Here is an 18,325-nt window from a genome sequence, read left to right as displayed (position 1 = left end):
CGTGCCGCACAGTGAAGAACTGGACAACCGCGAAGTGCTGGCTGTCCATCAGCTCAATATTGCGTTTCAGGAAGAGCGGCAGTTCATCCCCGCAGTAGAGAATTTATCGTTCACGCTCAGGCGCGGCGAGACGCTGGCGATAGTTGGCGAATCTGGTTCCGGTAAATCGGTCACCGCGCTGGCGCTGATGCGCCTGCTGGAACAGACGGGCGGGCAAATCAGCAGCGAGAAAATGCTCCTGCGCCGCCGTAACCGTCAGGTCATTGATTTAAATGAGCTAAGCGGTTCGCAGATGCAGGGCGTGCGCGGGGCGGATATTGCGATGATCTTCCAGGAGCCGATGACCTCCCTGAACCCGGTTTTCCCGGTCGGGGAACAAATCGCCGAGTCCATCCGCCTGCATCAGGGACTGAGCGGCGATGAAGCGCTCAAAGAGGCCCGACGGATGCTGGAGCTGGTGCGCATTCCGGAGGCGCAGGCCATTCTGGGTCGCTACCCTCATCAGCTTTCCGGCGGCATGCGCCAGCGGGTGATGATTGCCATGGCGCTCTCCTGCCGTCCGGCGGTGCTGATTGCCGATGAACCGACGACGGCGCTGGACGTGACGATTCAGGCGCAGATCCTGCAGCTCATCAAAGTGCTGCAGCAGGAGATGGAGATGGGGGTGATATTCATCACCCACGATATGGGCGTAGTCGCCGATATCGCCGATCGGGTGCTGGTGATGCACAAGGGCAGCGCGGTGGAAACCGGCCCAGTTGAGCAGATTTTTCACGCGCCCGTGCATCCTTACACCAAAGCGCTGCTGGCGGCGGTTCCGCGCCTGGGGGCGATGAACGGCAGCGATTTGCCGCGCCGCTTCCCGCTGATTTCTCTTGAGGCGTCTGAGCTACAGGAGGAGGAGCGCGAGCAGGACACCGTGGTGCCGGGTAAGCCCATTCTGGAAGTGCGCGATCTGGTCACCCGTTTTCCGCTGCGCAGCGGTGTACTGAACCGCGTTAAGCGCGAAGTGCACGCGGTTGAAAACGTCAGTTTCGATCTTTGGCCGGGCGAAACGCTGGCGCTGGTGGGGGAGTCCGGCTGCGGTAAATCCACCACCGGGCGCGCGTTGCTCCGTCTGGTGGAATCACAGGAAGGCTGCATTACCTTTAACGGCGAGCGCATTGATACCCTTCCGGACAGCAGGCTGCAGGCGGTGCGGCGGGATATTCAGTTTATTTTCCAGGACCCGTATGCCTCCCTCGATCCGCGCCATACGGTGGGGTATTCGATCATGGAGCCGCTGCGGGTACATAACCTGCTCGACGGCGAAGCGGCCCAGCGTCGCGTGGCCTGGCTGCTGGAGCGCGTCGGCCTGAAGCCGGAGCACGCATGGCGTTATCCGCACGAGTTTTCCGGCGGGCAGCGGCAGCGTATCTGCATCGCCCGCGCGCTGGCGCTGAATCCAAAAGTGGTGATTGCCGATGAGTCCGTCTCGGCGCTGGATGTTTCTATCCGGGCGCAAATCATCAACCTGTTGCTGGATTTACAGCGGGATATGGGCATCGCCTTCCTGTTTATCTCGCACGATATGGCGGTGGTCGAGCGCATCAGCCATCGCGTGGCGGTGATGTTTATGGGGCAGATCGTGGAGATTGGGCCGCGAAGGGCGGTGTTTGAAAACCCGCAGCATCCGTACACCCGCAAGCTTATCGCGGCGGTCCCGGTTGCCGATCCGGCGCATCGTCACGGCCAGCGCGTGCTGCTGCAGGATGAAATGCCGAGCAATATTCATAAACGCGGCGAGGCCGTGGAGCGCGTGACGCTGCGCGAGGTCGGGCCGGGTCATTTCGTCGCTCCCCCGCGTCAGGACAACGCTTTTTCGCGGTTATAACTTACAACAGGCAGGAGAACACAATGGTTACATTTGTAGCGCGTAGATGGTTGTTAGCCGCGAGCGTGACGGCAGCCCTGGCCGCTGCCCCCGCGTTCGCTGCCAAAGATGTGGTGGTCGCCGTCGGCTCCAATTTCACCACGCTCGATCCGTATGACGCCAACGACACGCTCTCTCAGGCGGTGGCGAAATCGTTCTATCAGGGCCTGTTTGGCCTCGATAAAGAGATGAAGCTCAAAAACGTGCTGGCGGAGGGGTACACCGTGTCCGACGACGGGCTGGTGTATACCATCAAGCTCAGGACCGGCGTGAAGTTCCAGGACGGGACAGACTTCAATGCGGAGGCGGTGAAGGTTAACCTGGACCGCGCCAGCAATCCGGAAAATAGCCTCAAGCGCTATAACCTGTATAAAAATATCGCCAGCACCGAGGTGGTCGACCCGGCGACGGTCAAAATCACCCTGAAAGAGCCGTTCTCCGCGTTTATCAATATCCTGGCGCATCCGGCAACGGCGATGATTTCCCCTGCCGCGCTGAAAAAATACGGCAAGGAGATCGGCTTCCACCCTGTTGGCACCGGCCCTTACGAACTGCTCACCTGGAACCAGACCGATTTTGTGAAGGTGAAGAAATTCGCGGGATACTGGCAGCAGGGGCTGCCGAAGCTCGACACCATCACCTGGCGCCCGGTGGTGGACAACAACACCCGCGCGGCGATGCTGCAAACCGGCGAGGCGCAGTTTGCCTTCCCGATCCCCTATGAGCAGGCCGCCATTTTGCAGAAAAACAGCAAGCTGGAGCTGGTCGCCAGCCCGTCGATCATGCAGCGCTACATCAGCATGAACGTCACGCAAAAGCCGTTCGATAACCCGAAGGTGCGTGAAGCCATCAACTACGCCATTAACCGTCAGGCGCTGGTGAAGGTCGCTTTTGCCGGCTATGCCACCCCGGCCACCGGCGTGCTGCCGCCGGCGATCGCCTATGCGCAAAGCTATCAGCCGTGGCCGTACGATCCGGCTAAAGCGCGCGAGCTGCTGAAAGAGGCGGGCTTCCCGAACGGTTTCAGCACCACGCTGTGGTCCTCGCATAATCACAGTACCGCCCAGAAGGTGCTGCAATTTACCCAGCAGCAGCTGGCGCAGGTGGGGATCAAGGTACAGGTCACCGCAATGGATGCCGGACAGCGTGCGGCAGAAGTGGAGGGGAAAGGGCAGAAAGAGAGCGGCGTGCGGATGTTCTACACCGGCTGGACGGCGTCGACCGGTGAGGCCGACTGGGCGCTGTCGCCGCTGTTTGCCTCGCAAAACTGGCCGCCAACCCTGTTCAACACCGCGTTTTACAGCAACCCGCAGGTGGACAAAGACCTGGCCGATGCCCTGAAAACCACCAAACCGGAAGAGAAGGCGCGCCTCTACAAAGACGCGCAGGATATTATCTGGAAAGAGTCACCGTGGGTGCCGCTGGTGGTGGAGAAACTGGTGTCAGCCCATAACAAAGCGTTGACCGGGTTCTACATCATGCCGGACACGGGCTTTAGCTTTGACGATGCGGATTTAAAATAAACCTCATGCTGAATTATGTTTGTAAACGCCTGCTGGGGCTTATTCCGACGCTGCTGATTGTGGCGGTCCTGGTGTTTTTGTTTGTCCATATGCTGCCGGGCGATCCGGCGCGTCTGGTCGCCGGGCCTGAGGCGGATGCCACCGTTATTGACCTGGTGCGTAAGCAGCTTGGCCTCGACCAGCCGCTGTATATGCAGTTCATCCATTACATTTGCAACGTTCTGCAGGGCGATTTTGGTATCTCGATGGTGTCGCGCCGTCCGGTGTCGGAGGAGATTGCCAGCCGCTTTATGCCGACGTTCTGGTTAACGATAGCCAGCATGAGCTGGGCGGTCGTGTTTGGGCTTGGCGCCGGGATTATCGCGGCCGTCTGGCGCAACCGCTGGCCGGACAAGCTCGGCATGGCGCTGGCGGTGACCGGCATCTCCTTCCCGGCGTTCGCGCTGGGGATGCTGCTGATGCAGATCTTCTCCGTCGAACTGGGCTGGCTGCCGACCGTCGGGGCCGATACCTGGAAGCATTACATCCTGCCTTCCATGACGCTGGGGGCTGCCGTTTCGGCGGTGATGGCGCGCTTTACCCGCGCCTCGTTCGTTGACGTGCTGAGCGAAGATTATATTCGCACCGCACGGGCGAAAGGGGTCAGCGAGAAGTGGGTCATTCTCAAGCACGGATTCCGCAATGCGATGATCCCGGTAGTGACGATGATGGGGCTCCAGTTTGGTTTCCTGCTCGGCGGCTCGATCGTCGTGGAAAAGGTCTTCAACTGGCCGGGGCTGGGACGCCTGCTTGTTGATTCCGTCGAGATGCGCGACTACCCGGTGATTCAGGCGGAAGTCCTGCTTTTCTCGCTGGAGTTTATTCTTATCAACTTAGTGGTGGACGTGCTCTACGCCGCCATTAACCCGGCCATCAGGTACAAGTAAGATGCGATTGTTGAACTGGCGACGTCAGGCCGTTTTAAACGCGATGCCGGGGCTAAAACCGGACCACGTCCGCACCCCGTGGTCTGAATTCTGGCGGCGTTTTCGCCGTCAGCCGGTCGCGATGACCGCGGGGCTGTTTGTGCTGCTGCTGATTGCGGTGGCGGTGATTGCGCCGTGGGTGGCACCGTTTGATGCGGAAAACTATTTTGACTACGACCGTCTGAACGACGGACCGTCGATGCTTCACTGGTTCGGCGTGGACTCACTCGGGCGCGATATCTTTAGCCGCGTGCTGGTCGGGGCGCAAATCTCGCTCGCCGCCGGGGTGTTCGCGGTGCTGATCGGCGCGGCCATCGGTACCGTGCTGGGCCTCGTTGCCGGGTATTACGAAGGCTGGTGGGACCGCGTCATCATGCGTATCTGCGACGTGCTGTTTGCTTTCCCCGGCATTTTGCTGGCGATTGCCGTGGTAGCGATCATGGGCAGCGGCATGGCGAACGTCATCATTGCGGTCGCGGTATTTTCGATTCCGGCGTTCGCGCGGCTGGTGCGCGGCAACACGCTGGTGCTGAAACAGCAGACGTTTATCGAATCAGCCCGCAGCATGGGGGCCAGCGATGCCACCATCCTGTTCAGCCATATTCTGCCGGGTACGGTGTCGTCCATCGTGGTCTATTTCACCATGCGTATCGGCGTGTCGATTATCTCGGCGGCGAGCCTGTCGTTTCTGGGGTTAGGGGCGCAGCCACCGACGCCGGAGTGGGGCGCGATGCTGAACGAGGCGAGGGCGGATATGGTGATTGCACCGCACGTGGCGATCTTCCCGAGTCTGGCAATTTTCCTGACCGTGCTGGCGTTTAACCTGCTGGGGGACGGGCTGCGCGACGCGCTGGATCCGAGGATTAAGGGGTAGGCTTTTGCTTGCCCCTCACCCCGGCCCTCTCCCCAAAGGGGCGAGGGTGAAAAACCGCACCCAGCAGTCCCCTCTCCCCAGTGGGGAGAGGGTTAGGGTGAGGGGGAAAGGAGATTAAACCCGGCTACCCCACAGGTCATACTCGTCCGCGTTTTCAACCTTCACGCGAATAATATCACCCGGCTTAACGCTGGTTTCGCCGTTCAGGTACACCGCGCCGTCGATTTCCGGGGCGTCCGCCATGCTGCGGCCAATCGCGCCTTCTTCGTCCACTTCGTCAACGATGACCATGATCTCGCGGCCCACTTTTTCCTGCAGACGCTCGGCAGAGATCTGCTGCTGCAGCTGCATGAAGCGGTTCCAGCGCTCTTCTTTCACCTCTTCTGGCACCTGGTCCGCCAGCTCGTTGGCGGTTGCGCCTTCTACCGGGCTGTACTTGAAGCAACCTACGCGGTCCAGACGCGCTTCTTTCAGGAAGTCGAGCAGCATCTGGAAGTCTTCTTCGGTTTCACCCGGGAAGCCGACGATGAAGGTGGAGCGCAGGGTCAGATCCGGGCAGATTTCACGCCACTGCTTGATGCGCGCCAGCTGGCGATCAACGGATCCAGGACGCTTCATCAGCTTCAGGATACGCGGGCTGGCGTGCTGCAGCGGGATATCCAGGTACGGCAGAATTTTGCCTTCAGCCATCAGCGGGATCACGTCGTCAACGTGCGGATACGGATAGACGTAGTGCAGACGCGTCCAGATACCGAGCTTAGACAGCTGTTCGCACAGGCCGACCATGCTGGTTTTCACCGGCTCGCCGTTGTGGAAACCGGAGCGGTGTTTAACGTCCACGCCGTAAGCCGAGGTGTCCTGGGAGATGACCAGCAGTTCCTTCACGCCCGCGTCGGCCAGACGTTTAGCTTCCGCCAGCACTTCGCCAATCGGACGGCTCACCAGATCGCCACGCATGGACGGGATGATGCAGAAGGTGCAGCGATGGTTGCAGCCTTCGGAAATTTTCAGGTACGCGTAGTGGCGCGGCGTCAGCTTCACGCCCTGCTCTGGCACCAGGCTCAGGAACGGGTTGTGCTTTGGTTTTGGCACGTAGTGATGAACATGTTCCAGCACCTGCTCGTAGCTGTGCGGGCCGGTGATCTCCAGCACCTTCGGGTGCACTTCGCGGATCTGGTCTTCTTTCGCGCCCAGACAGCCGGTAACAATCACTTTGCCGTTTTCCGTCAGGGCTTCACCGATGGCTTCCAGTGATTCCTGAACCGCGCTGTCGATAAACCCGCAGGTGTTCACGATCACCATATCGGCGTTGTCGTAGCTTGGCACCACGTCATAGCCCTCGGTGCGCAGTTCGGTCAGGATGCGTTCGGAATCCACGAGGTTTTTCGGGCAGCCCAGGGAGACGAAGCCGATTTTCGGCTGGTGCGTAACATTGCTCATAGGTTAAAAATTCATCAATTATGGAGTTATCAGGGCGGGATTTTACAGCGTATCGCGGGGGATTTATACACTCTTTGCAAGGCGGATGCGCCGGGCAGACGTTGTAACATTGTAAATAATGTTAATCAGTTAATAAAAATTGATCCCAGGCATTAAACTGTACAAAAAATATACTTATCCTGACTATGCACAATGGCTGACAGAGGAGGAAAGAGCATGACCGTTGACAGACTAAAACGCGATCTGCTTAACAAGCTGATCAACGCCCGAATCGACCTGGCCGCGTACCTGCAGTTGAGGAAGGCAAAAGGGTATATGTCAGTCAGCGAAAGCGAACATCTGCGTGATAACCTGTTTGAACTTTGCAATTTCATGCGTGAAAAAGCACCGACCCTTAAGGCGAAATACGGCGAAAGTGAGCTGATCGCCCTGCGCCGCGCCGCTGAGGTACTTTCCATCGCTGGGGTATGTTTGATGAACGGACGCCACGACTGCCCGAATTTTATCGCTGTTAACGCGGAGAAGCTTGAAAACTGCCTGACCACGCTCTCTCTATGCATCATGTGCCTGAACGAGCACGAGAAGCTTGAACAGCACTGACCCAGGGGGAGGCAACTCCCCCTTCTGATTAAGCTTTTGTAAAAGTGGTAACGCGCCCGGATGCAGTGGCTAACCTTTATGCCATATGCCGATAAAGGAGTGCGTTATGCCTCGATCCTCGCTAATTTCCCTGCCTGCGCTGTTCATTCCGTTTTCGCTTCTTGCTGCCCCGGAGGCGGTCAAGGTCGAGGTGCTGCAAAACAAACTCGATCATCCCTGGTCTCTGACGTTTCTGCCGGACAATAAAGGCCTGCTGGTGACCCTGAAGGGCGGTCAGCTCAAACGCTGGCAGGCCGGAAAAGGGCTGTCCGATCCGATTGTCGGCGTGCCGAAGGTCTGGGCAAACGGTCAGGGAGGATTGCTGGACGTGGTCCTCGACCCGGATTTTGAAAAATCACGCCGCATCTGGCTGAGCTTCGCCGAAGCCGGGAGTGACGGCAAGGCCGGAACGGCGGTGGGCTATGGTCGGCTGAGCGACGATCTGACGCGCATTGACGCTTTCCAGGTGGTGTTCCGCCAGATGCCGAAACTCTCCACCGGGAACCATTTTGGTGGGCGACTGGTATTCGACGGCAAAGGCTCGCTCTTTATCGGACTCGGCGAGAATAACCAGCGTCCGACGGCGCAGGATCTGGATAAATTGCAGGGTAAAGTGGTGCGCCTCACTGAAGACGGAAAAGTGCCGCCGGATAACCCGTTTGTGAATACCCCCGGCGCGCGACCCGAAATCTGGTCTTACGGCATTCGCAACCCGCAGGGGATGGCGATGAACCCCTGGAGCGACGCGCTGTGGCTGAACGAGCACGGTCCGCGAGGCGGGGATGAGATCAACATCCCGGAGAAAGGAAAGAACTACGGCTGGCCGCTGGCGACGCACGGCATTAACTATAGCGGTCTGAAAATTCCGGAAGCCAAAGGCGAGCACGTTGAGGGTACCGAAAAACCGCTGTTCGTCTGGAAAGTGTCGCCCGCCGTGAGCGGTATGGCGTTTTACAACAGCGACGTCTTCCCGCAGTGGAAAAACAAGCTGTTTATCGGCGCGCTGAAGGAAAAGGACGTTATCGTGCTGAGCGTGGACGGCAATAAGGTCACGGAGGACGGGCGAATTCTCGGCGACCGGGATAAACGTATTCGCGATGTGCGGGTGGGGCCGGACGGCTATTTATACGTTCTGACCGACGAGACGGACGGGCAGCTGTTAAAAGTCAGCCCGTCCGGTGCGTAATCAGGTGACCGGGATCATTACCACGTTGCGGTACGCCGGGCGATCGCTTAGCTGTTTTAGCCAGCGCTCAAGGTGAGGGCGCGGCGTCCACTTCAGGCCGAGGTTGGTCAGGTTCCAGACGAACGGCGCCACGGCAATATCGCCCACGCCGAACGCCTCACCGGAGAACCAGGCGTGCTTCGCCAGTTCGTCATCCATCATCGCAAACAGGTTTTCACACGCATCCTGAGCGGCATGAATGGCAGGGTAGTCGCGCTCGGCTTCAGGGGTTCTGACTAACCCCATCAGGATCACGCGGTGGGTTGGCGATAGCGTCTGGTTCGCCCAGTCCATCCACTTTTCACCCTGGGCGCGACGGGCCGAGCTTTCAACCCACAGGCGGCCCTGACCGTACTGGGCGGCGAGGTAACGGACAATGGTGTTGGATTCCCAAAGCGTCGCGTCGGTTTCATCATCGCGCAGCAGCGGCACCAGGCCGTTCGGGTTCATGGCCAGATAGTCGGCCTCTTTGTTCACGCCGAACGACATGCCGGCCATGATTTGATTGAACGGTAAATCCAGCTCCTCAAGCGTCCAGAGCACTTTCTTAACGTTGGTCGAGTTGTTCCTGCCCCATAGCGTAATCATATTTACTCCTGATGAGATGTGAATCCGGGTCAGCTTTCGCCATGGTGAGATAAACCTAACAATTACGCAACAGAAGACAAAAAAATCGTCTGAATCAAAGCGTATCTGAATGTTATTGCATAAACTTTAATAACTTTACCCTCGTTGGGTTTCTTTAACCGTTTTAGTGCGCTATTACTCATCGCTTCTTGCGACACGGTGATGTGACGTAATTTTTGAATGGACACTCGGGTGGCATTTATGACGCGTAAAATGACTTCTCTGCGCAGCCTTGCGACAGGCTCTGCGCTCCTTTTCCTTTTTGCACCAACGCTCTACGCAGCTGAACAGGCTGCGCCCGAAGCGCCGCCTGTGGATGCGCGCGCCTGGATCCTGATGGACTACTCCAGCGGTAAAGTGCTGGCGGAAGGCAACGCGGATGAGAAACTCGATCCGGCAAGCCTGACCAAAATCATGACCAGCTATGTGGTCGGCCAGGCGTTGAAAGCGGGCAAGATCAAGCTGGACGATATGGTCACCATCGGGAAGGATGCCTGGGCGACCGGCAACCCGGCGCTGCGGGGCTCTTCGGTGATGTTCCTGAAGCCGGGGGATCAGGTCTCCGTTTCCGATCTGAACAAAGGGGTAATTATTCAGTCGGGAAATGATGCGTGCATCGCGCTGGCCGATTACGTTGCCGGCAGCCAGGATTCTTTCATTGGCTTGATGAATGGCTACGCGCAGAAACTGGGCTTAACCAACACCACGTTCAAAACGGTTCACGGTCTGGATTCGCCGGGACAGTTCAGTACCGCGCGCGACATGGCGCTGCTGGGGAAAGCGCTGATCCACGACGTGCCGGATGAATACGCCATCCATAAAGAGAAAGAGTTTACCTTCAATAAAATCCGCCAGCCGAACCGCAACCGCCTGCTGTGGAGCAGCAACGTTAACGTGGACGGAATGAAAACCGGCACCACGGCGGGCGCGGGCTATAACCTGGTGGCCTCCGCGACCCAGGGCGACATGCGCCTGATTTCGGTGGTGCTGGGCACCAAAACCGACCGTATTCGCTTTAATGAGTCAGAAAAACTGCTGACCTGGGGCTTCCGCTTCTATGAAACCGTGACGCCGATTAAACCGGATGCCACGTTCGTCAGCCAGCGCGTCTGGTTTGGCGACAAGAGTGAAGTCAATCTCGGGGCGGGTGAAGGCGGCTCGGTGACCATTCCGCGCGGTCAGCTGAAAAACCTGAAGGCCAGCTATACCCTGACCGACCCGCAGCTTACGGCTCCGCTGAAAAAAGGCCAGGTGGTCGGGACGATTGATTTCCAGCTAAACGGTAAGTCGATTGAACAGCGTCCGCTGATTGTAATGGAGGCGGTGGAAGAGGGCGGCTTCTTCAGCCGGATGTGGGATTTCGTGATGATGAAATTCCACGGGTGGTTTGGCAGCTGGTTTAGCTAAGTTTTTTGCCGGGTGACGCTGCGCTTACCCGGCCTACGTTTTTTCTCCCTCTCCTGTGGGAGAGGGGCGGGGGGCGGGCATCAGACCGCACCCTCTTAATACATTAACTTCACCTGCTGCGCCTTCGCGTGGGCCACGATCTCGTCGTCCGGGCGGCAGTCGCTGACGATGGCATCGAACTGCGCCAGCTCGCCCATTCTTGCCGAACGCACCTTGCCAAACTTGCTGTGATCGACCACCAGCACATGATACTGCGCCGCGCTTAACGCCCAGTGCTTCACCGGTAATTCTTCCAGGTTAAAGCAGGTCGCACCCTGACGCACGTTGACGCCTGCGGCGGAATAAAACGCGATATCCGGGCAGAGATTGCTGAGCGTATCCTGCAGGTTGAGCGGCTTAAAGATGGCGTTGCTGGCGTGAAACTCACCGCCGCAGAGGATCACCCGGCACTCCGGTTTCTCCTGAAGCGCCAGAAAGGTGTTCAGGGAGTAGCACACGGCGGTAAAAGGGATGCTGCTGTCGATGGCTTCGATAATCCACGGCGTGGTGGTTCCGCAGTCAAAAAACAGCGTCTGGTGCGGCTGTACCAGTGAGGCCGCAAGCCGGGCGGCTTTGCGCTTCTCTTCCACCAGGCGCGTCTTCTGGTCGCTGATTAGATAATGGCTGGCGCTACGCGGCTCAAGCACAATATATCCGCCCAGCAGCACGACGGGCGCGCTTTCGCTGTTCAGATCCCGACGAATGGTCATCTCTGAGACGCCGAGGAGGTTGGCGGCTTCCTTAAGATGCAGCTTATCGCTGCGCTTCAGCGCCTGTAGCAGCTGAGCAATGCGGTCATCGCGACGTGTTTCCATAGTTCCTCGGGATAAAAAAGTGAACCCCCGCAGGGCGGGGGCTCAAGTGTAACCTGTCAGGTTGGGGTTAGTCACGTATCCAGCCTTTGCGGATCGGGATAGCGAAAATGGCGCGATAAAGCGAAGACAGCGTGCGGTAAAGCGCTTCGCCAAAGAGGCTCCACAGGATAGCCGCGCTCACGCAGCCAATCAGCCCCACCAGGAAACCGCCCACCATATCCAGCGGCCAGTGAACGCCCAGGTAAACGCGAGACCAGGCGATAGCCAGGGCTGCCACCATCAGGACCGCACCGGACCACAGGCGATGCCAGAACAGGAAAGCCAGCGCGAAGGTAAAGATCACCGTTCCGTGATCGCTCGGGAACGAGTCATCCGGCGCGTGGTGCAGGAAGGTATAGCCGACGCGATCGACAAAAGGACGATCGTGCGGGAACGCATGGCCGAGAATGTAGCTGACCAGGACGCTTACCCCGAGCGCCATCGCGACTTTAATCACCAGCTGGCGCTGCGCCTTCACCTGGCTGCGGGGACCCCACAGCCAGAGAATCGCAGCCAGTGCAGGCACGATGCTGATCAGATCTTTTGCCAGAAAGGTGGCAAAATCGATCGTCCACTCAGGCGAGGCCGGCGTGGCGTTGATCAGATAAAACAGCTGATAATTCAGATTCTCTAACATAGCGTTATCACTCTTTAGCAAACCGGATGGAAATAAGTCCGTAGACCACCACCTGGGAAAACCAGACCCACCACCCGGCCCACAGGTTGTGAGAGAAAAAATGCGCCCCGCGCATGACCTGGCCGTAGCCCATCGCCAGACCTAACACCACGCCCAGCGCGACGAAGCACCAGGCGAGACGCGGACGCTCGCGCCAGAAGGCAAAAAACAGCCCCATCACCATAAAGCCGCTGGATGCATGACCGCCGGGAAAACAGCGCCCCGGACCGCTGTCAGCAGGGACGGCGCTGAACAGGGGATAAGACATAGCCTTACCGCCATATTCCACCAGATCCCACGGGCAGCTGTGATGGCTCATGCTTTTCAGCACGCCTACCACCAGCGCGCCAACGCCCATCAGTAGCGCCGCCGTCACCAGCCTTGCGTTGCGCTTGTAGGCGCCGTAAAACAGCGCTACGGCACCTAAGCCGATAGCGATGTACTTCGCCAGTCGGTGGTTCAGCAGATCCAGCAGGTGGTCCTTCTGGAGCGGAAAGCTCTGCGTTGCCGCGTCATACCAAAAGCCGGTGATCCATCTGTCGAGCGCTTCACTGCGCGATAGCCACGTAAAGACCACGGCAAGGGCGATCAGTACGAAAAGCTGATAACCATAAAAGCGGGTCGGTAAGCGGTAAAGTCGTTTTGTCTTATTTGTCTGTAAGTTAGACAATTCTGAACGGCTGGAGGTGAGTGCCATAATTTGGGATCGTTGACGAGTAATCGCGCTATCATAAAAGTGTCAACTTAAGGAAACCTTAAACGAAGACGATATGTGCTTTATTTCTGTTTATCCTCGATAAATCACTATCTCGGGCTGCGGCATTTCATTAAACTCGTCGCGATTTTGTCATTATAAAGAGATTGCATGTTAAACCGTTCTTCTTCTGGTTCACGTCTGGGTCGTCAGGCGTTGCTTTTCCCTCTGTGTCTGGTGCTCTACGAATTCTCTACCTATATCGGCAACGATATGATCCAGCCCGGTATGCTGGCCGTTGTGGCGCAGTACAACGCGGGTATTGAGTGGGTGCCGACCTCCATGACCGCCTATCTGGCCGGCGGCATGTTTTTACAGTGGCTGTTAGGCCCGCTGTCGGATCGTATTGGCCGTCGTCCGGTAATGCTGACGGGCGTGGTGTGGTTCATCGTCACCTGTCTCGCCACGCTGCTGGCGCAAAACATTGAACAATTTACCCTGCTGCGTTTCCTGCAGGGGGTGAGCCTGTGCTTTATCGGCGCCGTGGGGTATGCCGCCATTCAGGAGTCGTTTGAAGAGGCGGTATGTATCAAAATTACCGCGCTGATGGCGAACGTCGCGCTGATCGCCCCCTTGCTCGGGCCGCTGGTGGGGGCCGCGTGGGTGCACGTTGCGCCGTGGGAAGGGATGTTTGTGCTCTTTGCGCTTCTCGCCGCCTTCGCGTTCTTTGGCCTGCACCGGGCGATGCCGGAAACGGCCACCCGCATCGGCGAGAAACTCTCGCTGAAAGAGCTGGGTCGGGATTACAAAGAAGTGCTGAAGAACGGCCGCTTTGTGGCGGGCGCGCTGGCGACCGGGTTCGTTAGCCTGCCGCTGCTGGCGTGGATCGCGCAGTCGCCGGTCATTATCATCAGCGGTGAAAAGCTCAGCAGCTACGAGTATGGCCTGCTGCAGGTGCCGATCTTTGGCGCGCTGATTATCGGGAACCTGGTGCTGGCACGTTTGACGTCACGACGCACCGTGCGTTCCCTGATTATCATGGGCGGCTGGCCGATTGCGGCAGGGCTGATTCTGGCTGCGGTCGCGACCGTCGCGTCATCCCACGCCTATCTGTGGATGACGGCGGGGCTCAGCCTCTATGCCTTCGGAATTGGCGTGGCCAACGCCGGGCTGGTGCGCCTGACGCTGTTTGCCAGCGAGATGAGTAAAGGCACGGTGTCAGCGGCGATGGGAATGCTGCAGATGCTGATTTTTACCGTCGGTATTGAAGTGAGCAAGCATGCCTACGCGATGGGCGGCAACGGGCTGTTCAGCCTGTTTAACCTCGCCAACGGCGCGCTGTGGGTTGGCCTGATGGTGGTGTTCCTGAAAGATAAACGCGTCGGGAACGCCCTGCAACCATAATCTTTTTTCCCTCTCCCCTTTGGGGAGAGGGCCAGGGTGAGGGGCGAGGGCACCAGACCGCACGCGGTCAATTAAACGGTGCCTCCCCGTTCAACACCTTCTCAATCACGTTTAAAACGCCTTCATCGTTATTGTGCGGCGCTTCAAAACGCGCCGCCTCTTTGATGTGCGGTCTGGCATTCGCCATCGCAAAGCTGAACCCGGACTGGCGCAGCATCTCCACGTCGTTGCCGCTGTCGCCGAAGGCCACCACTTCGCTATCGTCAATGCCCCAGCGCTTTTGCAGGATCCGCAGGCCGTTAGCTTTGTGCACGCCGGGGATAATCAGGTCGATACTGCCGTGACCGGTGGTGACGGGCACCATGATGTCGCTCAGCTTTTCATGCAGCAGCGCCTGAATCCGCGGAATTTCATCGTCAGAGACGTTAAGCCCGAACTTGAAGAAAATATCGTTCAGGTTATCGAAATCGCTGACCATTTCGAGGCGGTGGTAATACTTCGCCGCGATATCCTTAAAGCCCTCGTCATAGCATTTCAGCGTGTACGCGCTGCTTTTCCCGCAGGCGATGATCTCAATGCCCGGAACCTCGTTTAGCACGTTCGCGACGGTCTCGAAATGGGCTTTCGACAGTTCACCGTTAAAGACATCTTCACCTTCGCTCACGACCCAGCCGCCGTTTTCGGCGACGAACGCGATTTCATGCGCTATCTCCGGGAAAAAGGAGATCAGCTGGTAATACTGGTTGCCGCTGGCGACCACGAAGCGAATGCCTTGCGCCTTCATGCGGGCGTACTGCGCCAGAAAGCGCGGCCGATTATAGGTCTTGGCATCGCTCAGAAAAGTACCATCCATGTCGACGGCGATCAGTTTAACGCTCATATCCCTTCTCCAGTGTCGTTTGATTCGTTTCCGGCTTTGCCACCGCGCGCGCCACCAGCGCCGCGATGATGACCAACCCTAACACCACCAGCATGGCGCTGCGCAGCCCGTAGTGCTCGCCGAGGAAGCCGAGCAGCGGCGGCCCGACCAGGAAGGCGAGATAACCGGTAGTTGCCACCACGCTGACGCGCGTCGGGGCATCCGGGCCGGTGTCGCTGGCGGCGGAAATGGTCAGCGGGAAGCCAAGTGATGCCCCCAGTCCCCAGAGAATCACGGAAACGCCCGCAATCCAGTCCACGTCCACAAAGATGATCATCGCGATACCCAGGCCGCCGAGCAGGGCGCTGGCGCGCACCACCGCCACGCGGCTATAGCGGTCGATAAACCAGCCGCCGGTGAAGCGACCTACGGTCATCCCGAGCGTAAACCCGGCGTAAATCAGCGAGCCGGAGGTCGGGCTAAAGCCGTGACCGTCCACCATCAGCAGCGGCAGCCAGTCGTTGGCGGAACCTTCCGCGAACGCCATCGCCAGCACCACCACGCCGATCAGCATCAGCTGGAAGTCGCGGTAGAAGGGCAGCCCTTTTTCAGCCGAGTGCTGTTCGTCAGCGGAGTTTTTACCGGTGCCGTCCGGGATGGCCCGGATGCCGGTCAGGATCGGAATGATGCACACCAGCGCCGCCAGCAGGATATGCAGATTCGCGCTCACGCCGGTGGCCGTCAGCGCCATCCCCACGCCCGCACCGGCCAGCGTGCCGAGGCTGTAAAAACCGTGCATCATCGGCAGCACGGTTTTATTCATCTCACGTTCGACCGCCGCCCCTTCCACGTTGATGGCAACTTCCGCCGACCCAAAGCTTCCACCAAATACCGTCAGGCCCAGGGCGAACAGCACCGGCGAGGCACACCACAGCGCCACGCTTAATATGCCCATCCCGAACACGGCAAAGCACATGGTGGTGCGGATCACCGCTCGCGTACCAAAGCGCTTTACCAGCCACGCGGAGCAGAGGATGCCGCTCATGGAGCCTATCGACAGGCCGAACAGCACGATGCCCATCTCGGCGGTAGAAACGGACAAAATATCGCGAATGGCGGGAGTGCGCGTGGCCCAGGAGGCCATCAGCAGGCCGGGAATGAAGAAGAACATAAACAGCGCCCACAGGCGTCGCTGCAGGGCTTTACGGGGAGAGGTCTGCGTCATTGGGGTAGCACCAGAAGTACAACAATAGCGACAACACTAGCAAGTTTGTGTACATTTGTACACAAACCACGTGAGGAATTTATGAGCAGACCACCGAACGATCCGCATCGCCGGGAGAAGATCCTGCAGGCAACGCTCGATACTATCGCTGAGCACGGTATTCACGCCGTCACGCACCGTAAAATCGCCACCTGCGCGGGCGTGCCGCTGGGGTCGATGACCTACTATTTTGACGGCATGGAGCCGCTGCTGGAGGAGGCCTTCACGTGGTTTACCCGGCAGATGTCGCAGCAGTACCGGGATTTCTTCGCCGGCGTCACCGGGCCGGAAATGGCGTGCGAATCTATCACCACGCTGATCCACAGCTCGCAGGTGACCACGCCGCACAACATGGCGCTGATGTATCAGCTCTACGCTTTTATGCACCGCAGCGCGGCGCTCAAAACGGTGATGCAGGACTGGATGAAAATGAGCCAGACCACGCTGGAGCAGTGGTTCGACCCGGTTACCACCCGCGCCCTGGACGCGTTTATCGAAGGGATGACGCTGCACTATGTCACCGACCGGGCGCCGTTAACCCGCGAAGAGATCCGGGCAATGGTGGGGAGAATTGCGGGCGAGGGCGGCTGCTAGGTTGCGCCCGCGGTCATATTGACGGTGGTTCCCGTCATAGCGCCTGCCGCATCTGAGGCCATAAACGTAATCGTGTCTGCCACCTGTGCCAGCGTCGGCAGGCGATGCGTCAGGGTGCTTTGCGCGGCACCGCTGAGAAACTGCTCAACCGTAATACCCATCGCCTGCGCCCGGGCGGCGAAAATGGCTCCCACATACGAACCCGCCTGCACCGCGTCTGCTATCGCATGCGAACGCACGCACAGCACGCGAATATTTTGTGTCCCAAGTTCCGCCGCCAGCGCCCGGGTCAAGGCTTCCGTTCCCGCGCAGCCGACGATATGCCCGAGGTGGCCCGCGATCGTCATGTTCGCGGCAGGCGCGACGACGGTAATAATGACTCCACCATGCTCGCCGCCCATGCGGGGCGACACGGCTTTCGCAATGTTAAAGTAGGCGGCCAGGAAGGGATCAAAACCCTGCCTGAACTCATCGAGCGTTAACGTCTCAAGGCGTTTGCCCTGATCGTGCATAAAGCCCGTGGCGTTGACGACGATATCAATGCGGGCAAGGTCCGGGAGCTGCGAGGAATCATCGAGTGCATCGAACATAAACGTGCTGGCAGACCCACCGGCGGCGCGAATACGGCTGGCGACCTGCTCCAGCCTGGCGTGGTCGCGTGCGGCGAGGTACACATCCGCCCCTTCACGCGCCAGAGCGTGCGCCACTGAACTGCCGATGACGCCGCTTCCGCCGAAGATAACGGCGGTTTTGTTCTTAAAGCCCATAGCTGCATACCCTCACCAGGATTAACCCTCAGAAGTATGTGCTGGGTTTCGGCTGATGCAACCTGGCAGATGGGTGGGGTATGCGGCTGGAAGGCCTTACTGCGCCATTATCAACGGGTTACTTTGGCGAGATTTTTTTGCCGCTGGCGTCCACGACGGCTTCGCCATCCTCTTTCGTAAACGCCCCTTTCTGCGCATCCGGCAGGATGTCGAGGACGACTTCAGACGGGCGGCACAGGCGGGTACCCAGCGGCGTCACCACGATCGGACGATTAATCAGGATCGGGTGCTGCAGGATAAAATCAATAAGCTGGTCGTCGGTGAACTTATCGTCGGCAAGGCCGAGCTGTTCATAGGGCTCCACGTTTTTACGCAGCAGATCCCGCACTGAAATGCCCATCTCGGCAATCAGGGTGGTCAGCTTATCGCGCGACGGCGGGGTTTCCAGATAAAGGATAATCTCTGGCTCCGTGCCGCTGTTGCGGATCATCTCCAGCGTGTTGCGCGAGGTTCCGCAGGCCGGGTTGTGATAAATGGTGATGTGGCTCATATCAGTGGCTCA

Annotated in this window: 18 protein-coding genes; 9 read left to right on the top strand and 9 right to left on the bottom strand. The window is 58.6% G+C overall.

From position 1 onward, the window contains the following. The first annotated feature begins 1 nt into the window (after position 1). The 4 genes from gsiA to gsiD are packed head-to-tail and all read left to right on the top strand — an operon-like array spanning position 2 to position 5,274. The gene (gene gsiA, locus HCH49_RS09710) at positions 2-1,873 is read left to right on the top strand and encodes a glutathione ABC transporter ATP-binding protein GsiA (protein ID WP_221702602.1); all 1,872 of its coding nucleotides are present in this window, start codon (positions 2-4) and stop codon (positions 1,871-1,873) included. A 23-nt stretch (positions 1,874-1,896) separates the two neighbouring features. Next, positions 1,897-3,435, top strand: coding sequence for a glutathione ABC transporter substrate-binding protein GsiB (gsiB, locus tag HCH49_RS09705; RefSeq protein ID WP_033145024.1), 1,539 nt, complete (start codon positions 1,897-1,899; stop codon positions 3,433-3,435). A gap of 5 nt (positions 3,436-3,440) precedes the next feature. Next, complete coding sequence (gene gsiC / locus HCH49_RS09700) at positions 3,441-4,361, top strand: glutathione ABC transporter permease GsiC (RefSeq protein WP_023310911.1); 921 nt, start codon at positions 3,441-3,443, stop codon at positions 4,359-4,361. 1 nt (position 4,362) lies between these two features. Next, the gene (gene gsiD / locus HCH49_RS09695; RefSeq protein WP_221702601.1) at positions 4,363-5,274 is read left to right on the top strand and encodes a glutathione ABC transporter permease GsiD; all 912 of its coding nucleotides are present in this window, start codon (positions 4,363-4,365) and stop codon (positions 5,272-5,274) included. A 114-nt stretch (positions 5,275-5,388) separates the two neighbouring features. On the opposite strand, the gene rimO is transcribed toward gsiD, so the two are convergent. Continuing rightward, entirely contained in the window at positions 5,389-6,714 is a 1,326-nt protein-coding gene (rimO, locus tag HCH49_RS09690) for a 30S ribosomal protein S12 methylthiotransferase RimO (RefSeq protein WP_058841665.1), read from the bottom strand. A 216-nt stretch (positions 6,715-6,930) separates the two neighbouring features. Between rimO and bssR the strand changes: the two genes are divergently transcribed. Both bssR and HCH49_RS09680 read left to right on the top strand, forming a co-directional pair. Then, entirely contained in the window at positions 6,931-7,314 is a 384-nt protein-coding gene (gene bssR, locus HCH49_RS09685; RefSeq protein WP_023310914.1) for a biofilm formation regulator BssR, read from the top strand. 106 nt (positions 7,315-7,420) lie between these two features. Further along, on the top strand, positions 7,421-8,539 hold the full coding sequence (locus tag HCH49_RS09680; RefSeq protein WP_221702600.1) for a PQQ-dependent sugar dehydrogenase: 1,119 nt from the start codon (positions 7,421-7,423) through the stop codon (positions 8,537-8,539). On the opposite strand, the gene HCH49_RS09675 is transcribed toward HCH49_RS09680, so the two are convergent. Further along, positions 8,540-9,166, bottom strand: a complete 627-nt coding sequence (locus HCH49_RS09675; protein ID WP_221702599.1) for a glutathione S-transferase family protein — start codon at positions 9,164-9,166, stop codon at positions 8,540-8,542. A 240-nt stretch (positions 9,167-9,406) separates the two neighbouring features. Here HCH49_RS09675 and dacC point away from each other — a divergent pair, with 240 nt between their 5' ends. Then, complete coding sequence (dacC, locus tag HCH49_RS09670; protein ID WP_032661393.1) at positions 9,407-10,612, top strand: serine-type D-Ala-D-Ala carboxypeptidase; 1,206 nt, start codon at positions 9,407-9,409, stop codon at positions 10,610-10,612. 95 nt (positions 10,613-10,707) lie between these two features. On the opposite strand, the gene deoR is transcribed toward dacC, so the two are convergent. The 3 genes from deoR to HCH49_RS09655 all read right to left on the bottom strand — a co-directional run bounded on the left by deoR (position 10,708) and on the right by HCH49_RS09655 (position 12,878). Further along, positions 10,708-11,466: a DNA-binding transcriptional repressor DeoR gene (deoR, locus tag HCH49_RS09665; protein ID WP_008503427.1), complete on the bottom strand. Its 759-nt coding sequence runs from the start codon at positions 11,464-11,466 to the stop codon at positions 10,708-10,710. Positions 11,467-11,533: 67 nt separating this feature from the next. After that, positions 11,534-12,142, bottom strand: coding sequence for an undecaprenyl-diphosphate phosphatase (gene ybjG, locus HCH49_RS09660; protein ID WP_221702598.1), 609 nt, complete (start codon positions 12,140-12,142; stop codon positions 11,534-11,536). Positions 12,143-12,149: 7 nt separating this feature from the next. Continuing rightward, positions 12,150-12,878, bottom strand: coding sequence for a phosphatase PAP2 family protein (locus HCH49_RS09655; RefSeq protein ID WP_213729478.1), 729 nt, complete (start codon positions 12,876-12,878; stop codon positions 12,150-12,152). A gap of 168 nt (positions 12,879-13,046) precedes the next feature. On the opposite strand from HCH49_RS09655, the gene HCH49_RS09650 reads away from it, so the two are divergent. Continuing rightward, complete coding sequence (locus HCH49_RS09650) at positions 13,047-14,279, top strand: MFS transporter (protein ID WP_032661345.1); 1,233 nt, start codon at positions 13,047-13,049, stop codon at positions 14,277-14,279. 67 nt (positions 14,280-14,346) lie between these two features. Here HCH49_RS09650 and HCH49_RS09645 read toward each other — a convergent pair whose 3' ends face one another. Both HCH49_RS09645 and HCH49_RS09640 read right to left on the bottom strand, forming a co-directional pair. Next, positions 14,347-15,159, bottom strand: coding sequence for a Cof-type HAD-IIB family hydrolase (locus HCH49_RS09645; protein ID WP_033145033.1), 813 nt, complete (start codon positions 15,157-15,159; stop codon positions 14,347-14,349). Beyond that, positions 15,149-16,363: an MFS transporter gene (locus tag HCH49_RS09640; RefSeq protein ID WP_048976812.1), complete on the bottom strand. Its 1,215-nt coding sequence runs from the start codon at positions 16,361-16,363 to the stop codon at positions 15,149-15,151. The genes HCH49_RS09645 and HCH49_RS09640 overlap by 11 nt, the downstream gene beginning before the upstream one ends. A gap of 81 nt (positions 16,364-16,444) precedes the next feature. Here HCH49_RS09640 and HCH49_RS09635 point away from each other — a divergent pair, with 81 nt between their 5' ends. Then, on the top strand, positions 16,445-16,996 hold the full coding sequence (locus tag HCH49_RS09635) for a TetR/AcrR family transcriptional regulator (RefSeq protein WP_023335053.1): 552 nt from the start codon (positions 16,445-16,447) through the stop codon (positions 16,994-16,996). Here the strand turns inward: HCH49_RS09635 and HCH49_RS09630 are convergent. Both HCH49_RS09630 and arsC read right to left on the bottom strand, forming a co-directional pair. Further along, positions 16,993-17,763 carry an SDR family NAD(P)-dependent oxidoreductase gene (locus HCH49_RS09630; protein ID WP_221702597.1) on the bottom strand — a complete coding sequence of 257 codons (771 nt, stop codon included), beginning with the start codon at positions 17,761-17,763 and terminating at the stop codon, positions 16,993-16,995. The two genes, HCH49_RS09635 and HCH49_RS09630, sit on opposite strands and share 4 nt — an antisense overlap. 118 nt (positions 17,764-17,881) lie before the next feature. After that, the gene (arsC, locus tag HCH49_RS09625; RefSeq protein ID WP_221702596.1) at positions 17,882-18,313 is read right to left on the bottom strand and encodes a glutaredoxin-dependent arsenate reductase; all 432 of its coding nucleotides are present in this window, start codon (positions 18,311-18,313) and stop codon (positions 17,882-17,884) included. Positions 18,314-18,325: the final 12 nt, after the last annotated feature.

The sequence above is a fragment of the Enterobacter sp. Y17 genome (assembly GCF_019730495.1).
GTDB classification, from domain to species: Bacteria; Pseudomonadota; Gammaproteobacteria; order Enterobacterales; family Enterobacteriaceae; genus Enterobacter; species Enterobacter asburiae_B.
This window is presented reverse-complemented; position numbering and strand designations above follow the sequence as displayed.

Excerpts from the sequence above, each read along its gene's own strand:
- HCH49_RS09675 (WP_221702599.1), bottom strand. The coding sequence starts at position 9,166 with ATGATTACGCTATGGGGCAGGAACAACTCGACCAACGTTAAGAAAGTG.
- rimO (WP_058841665.1), bottom strand. The coding sequence starts at position 6,714 with ATGAGCAATGTTACGCACCAGCCGAAAATCGGCTTCGTCTCCCTGGGC.
- gsiD (WP_221702601.1), top strand. The coding sequence starts at position 4,363 with ATGCGATTGTTGAACTGGCGACGTCAGGCCGTTTTAAACGCGATGCCG.
- gsiC (WP_023310911.1), top strand. The coding sequence starts at position 3,441 with ATGCTGAATTATGTTTGTAAACGCCTGCTGGGGCTTATTCCGACGCTG.
- HCH49_RS09680 (WP_221702600.1), top strand. The coding sequence starts at position 7,421 with ATGCCTCGATCCTCGCTAATTTCCCTGCCTGCGCTGTTCATTCCGTTT.
- arsC (WP_221702596.1), bottom strand. The coding sequence starts at position 18,313 with ATGAGCCACATCACCATTTATCACAACCCGGCCTGCGGAACCTCGCGC.
- deoR (WP_008503427.1), bottom strand. The coding sequence starts at position 11,466 with ATGGAAACACGTCGCGATGACCGCATTGCTCAGCTGCTACAGGCGCTG.
- dacC (WP_032661393.1), top strand. The coding sequence starts at position 9,407 with ATGACGCGTAAAATGACTTCTCTGCGCAGCCTTGCGACAGGCTCTGCG.
- HCH49_RS09645 (WP_033145033.1), bottom strand. The coding sequence starts at position 15,159 with ATGAGCGTTAAACTGATCGCCGTCGACATGGATGGTACTTTTCTGAGC.
- HCH49_RS09640 (WP_048976812.1), bottom strand. The coding sequence starts at position 16,363 with ATGACGCAGACCTCTCCCCGTAAAGCCCTGCAGCGACGCCTGTGGGCG.
- gsiB (WP_033145024.1), top strand. The coding sequence starts at position 1,897 with ATGGTTACATTTGTAGCGCGTAGATGGTTGTTAGCCGCGAGCGTGACG.
- HCH49_RS09655 (WP_213729478.1), bottom strand. The coding sequence starts at position 12,878 with ATGGCACTCACCTCCAGCCGTTCAGAATTGTCTAACTTACAGACAAAT.
- HCH49_RS09630 (WP_221702597.1), bottom strand. The coding sequence starts at position 17,763 with ATGGGCTTTAAGAACAAAACCGCCGTTATCTTCGGCGGAAGCGGCGTC.
- HCH49_RS09650 (WP_032661345.1), top strand. The coding sequence starts at position 13,047 with ATGTTAAACCGTTCTTCTTCTGGTTCACGTCTGGGTCGTCAGGCGTTG.
- HCH49_RS09635 (WP_023335053.1), top strand. The coding sequence starts at position 16,445 with ATGAGCAGACCACCGAACGATCCGCATCGCCGGGAGAAGATCCTGCAG.
- ybjG (WP_221702598.1), bottom strand. The coding sequence starts at position 12,142 with ATGTTAGAGAATCTGAATTATCAGCTGTTTTATCTGATCAACGCCACG.
- bssR (WP_023310914.1), top strand. The coding sequence starts at position 6,931 with ATGACCGTTGACAGACTAAAACGCGATCTGCTTAACAAGCTGATCAAC.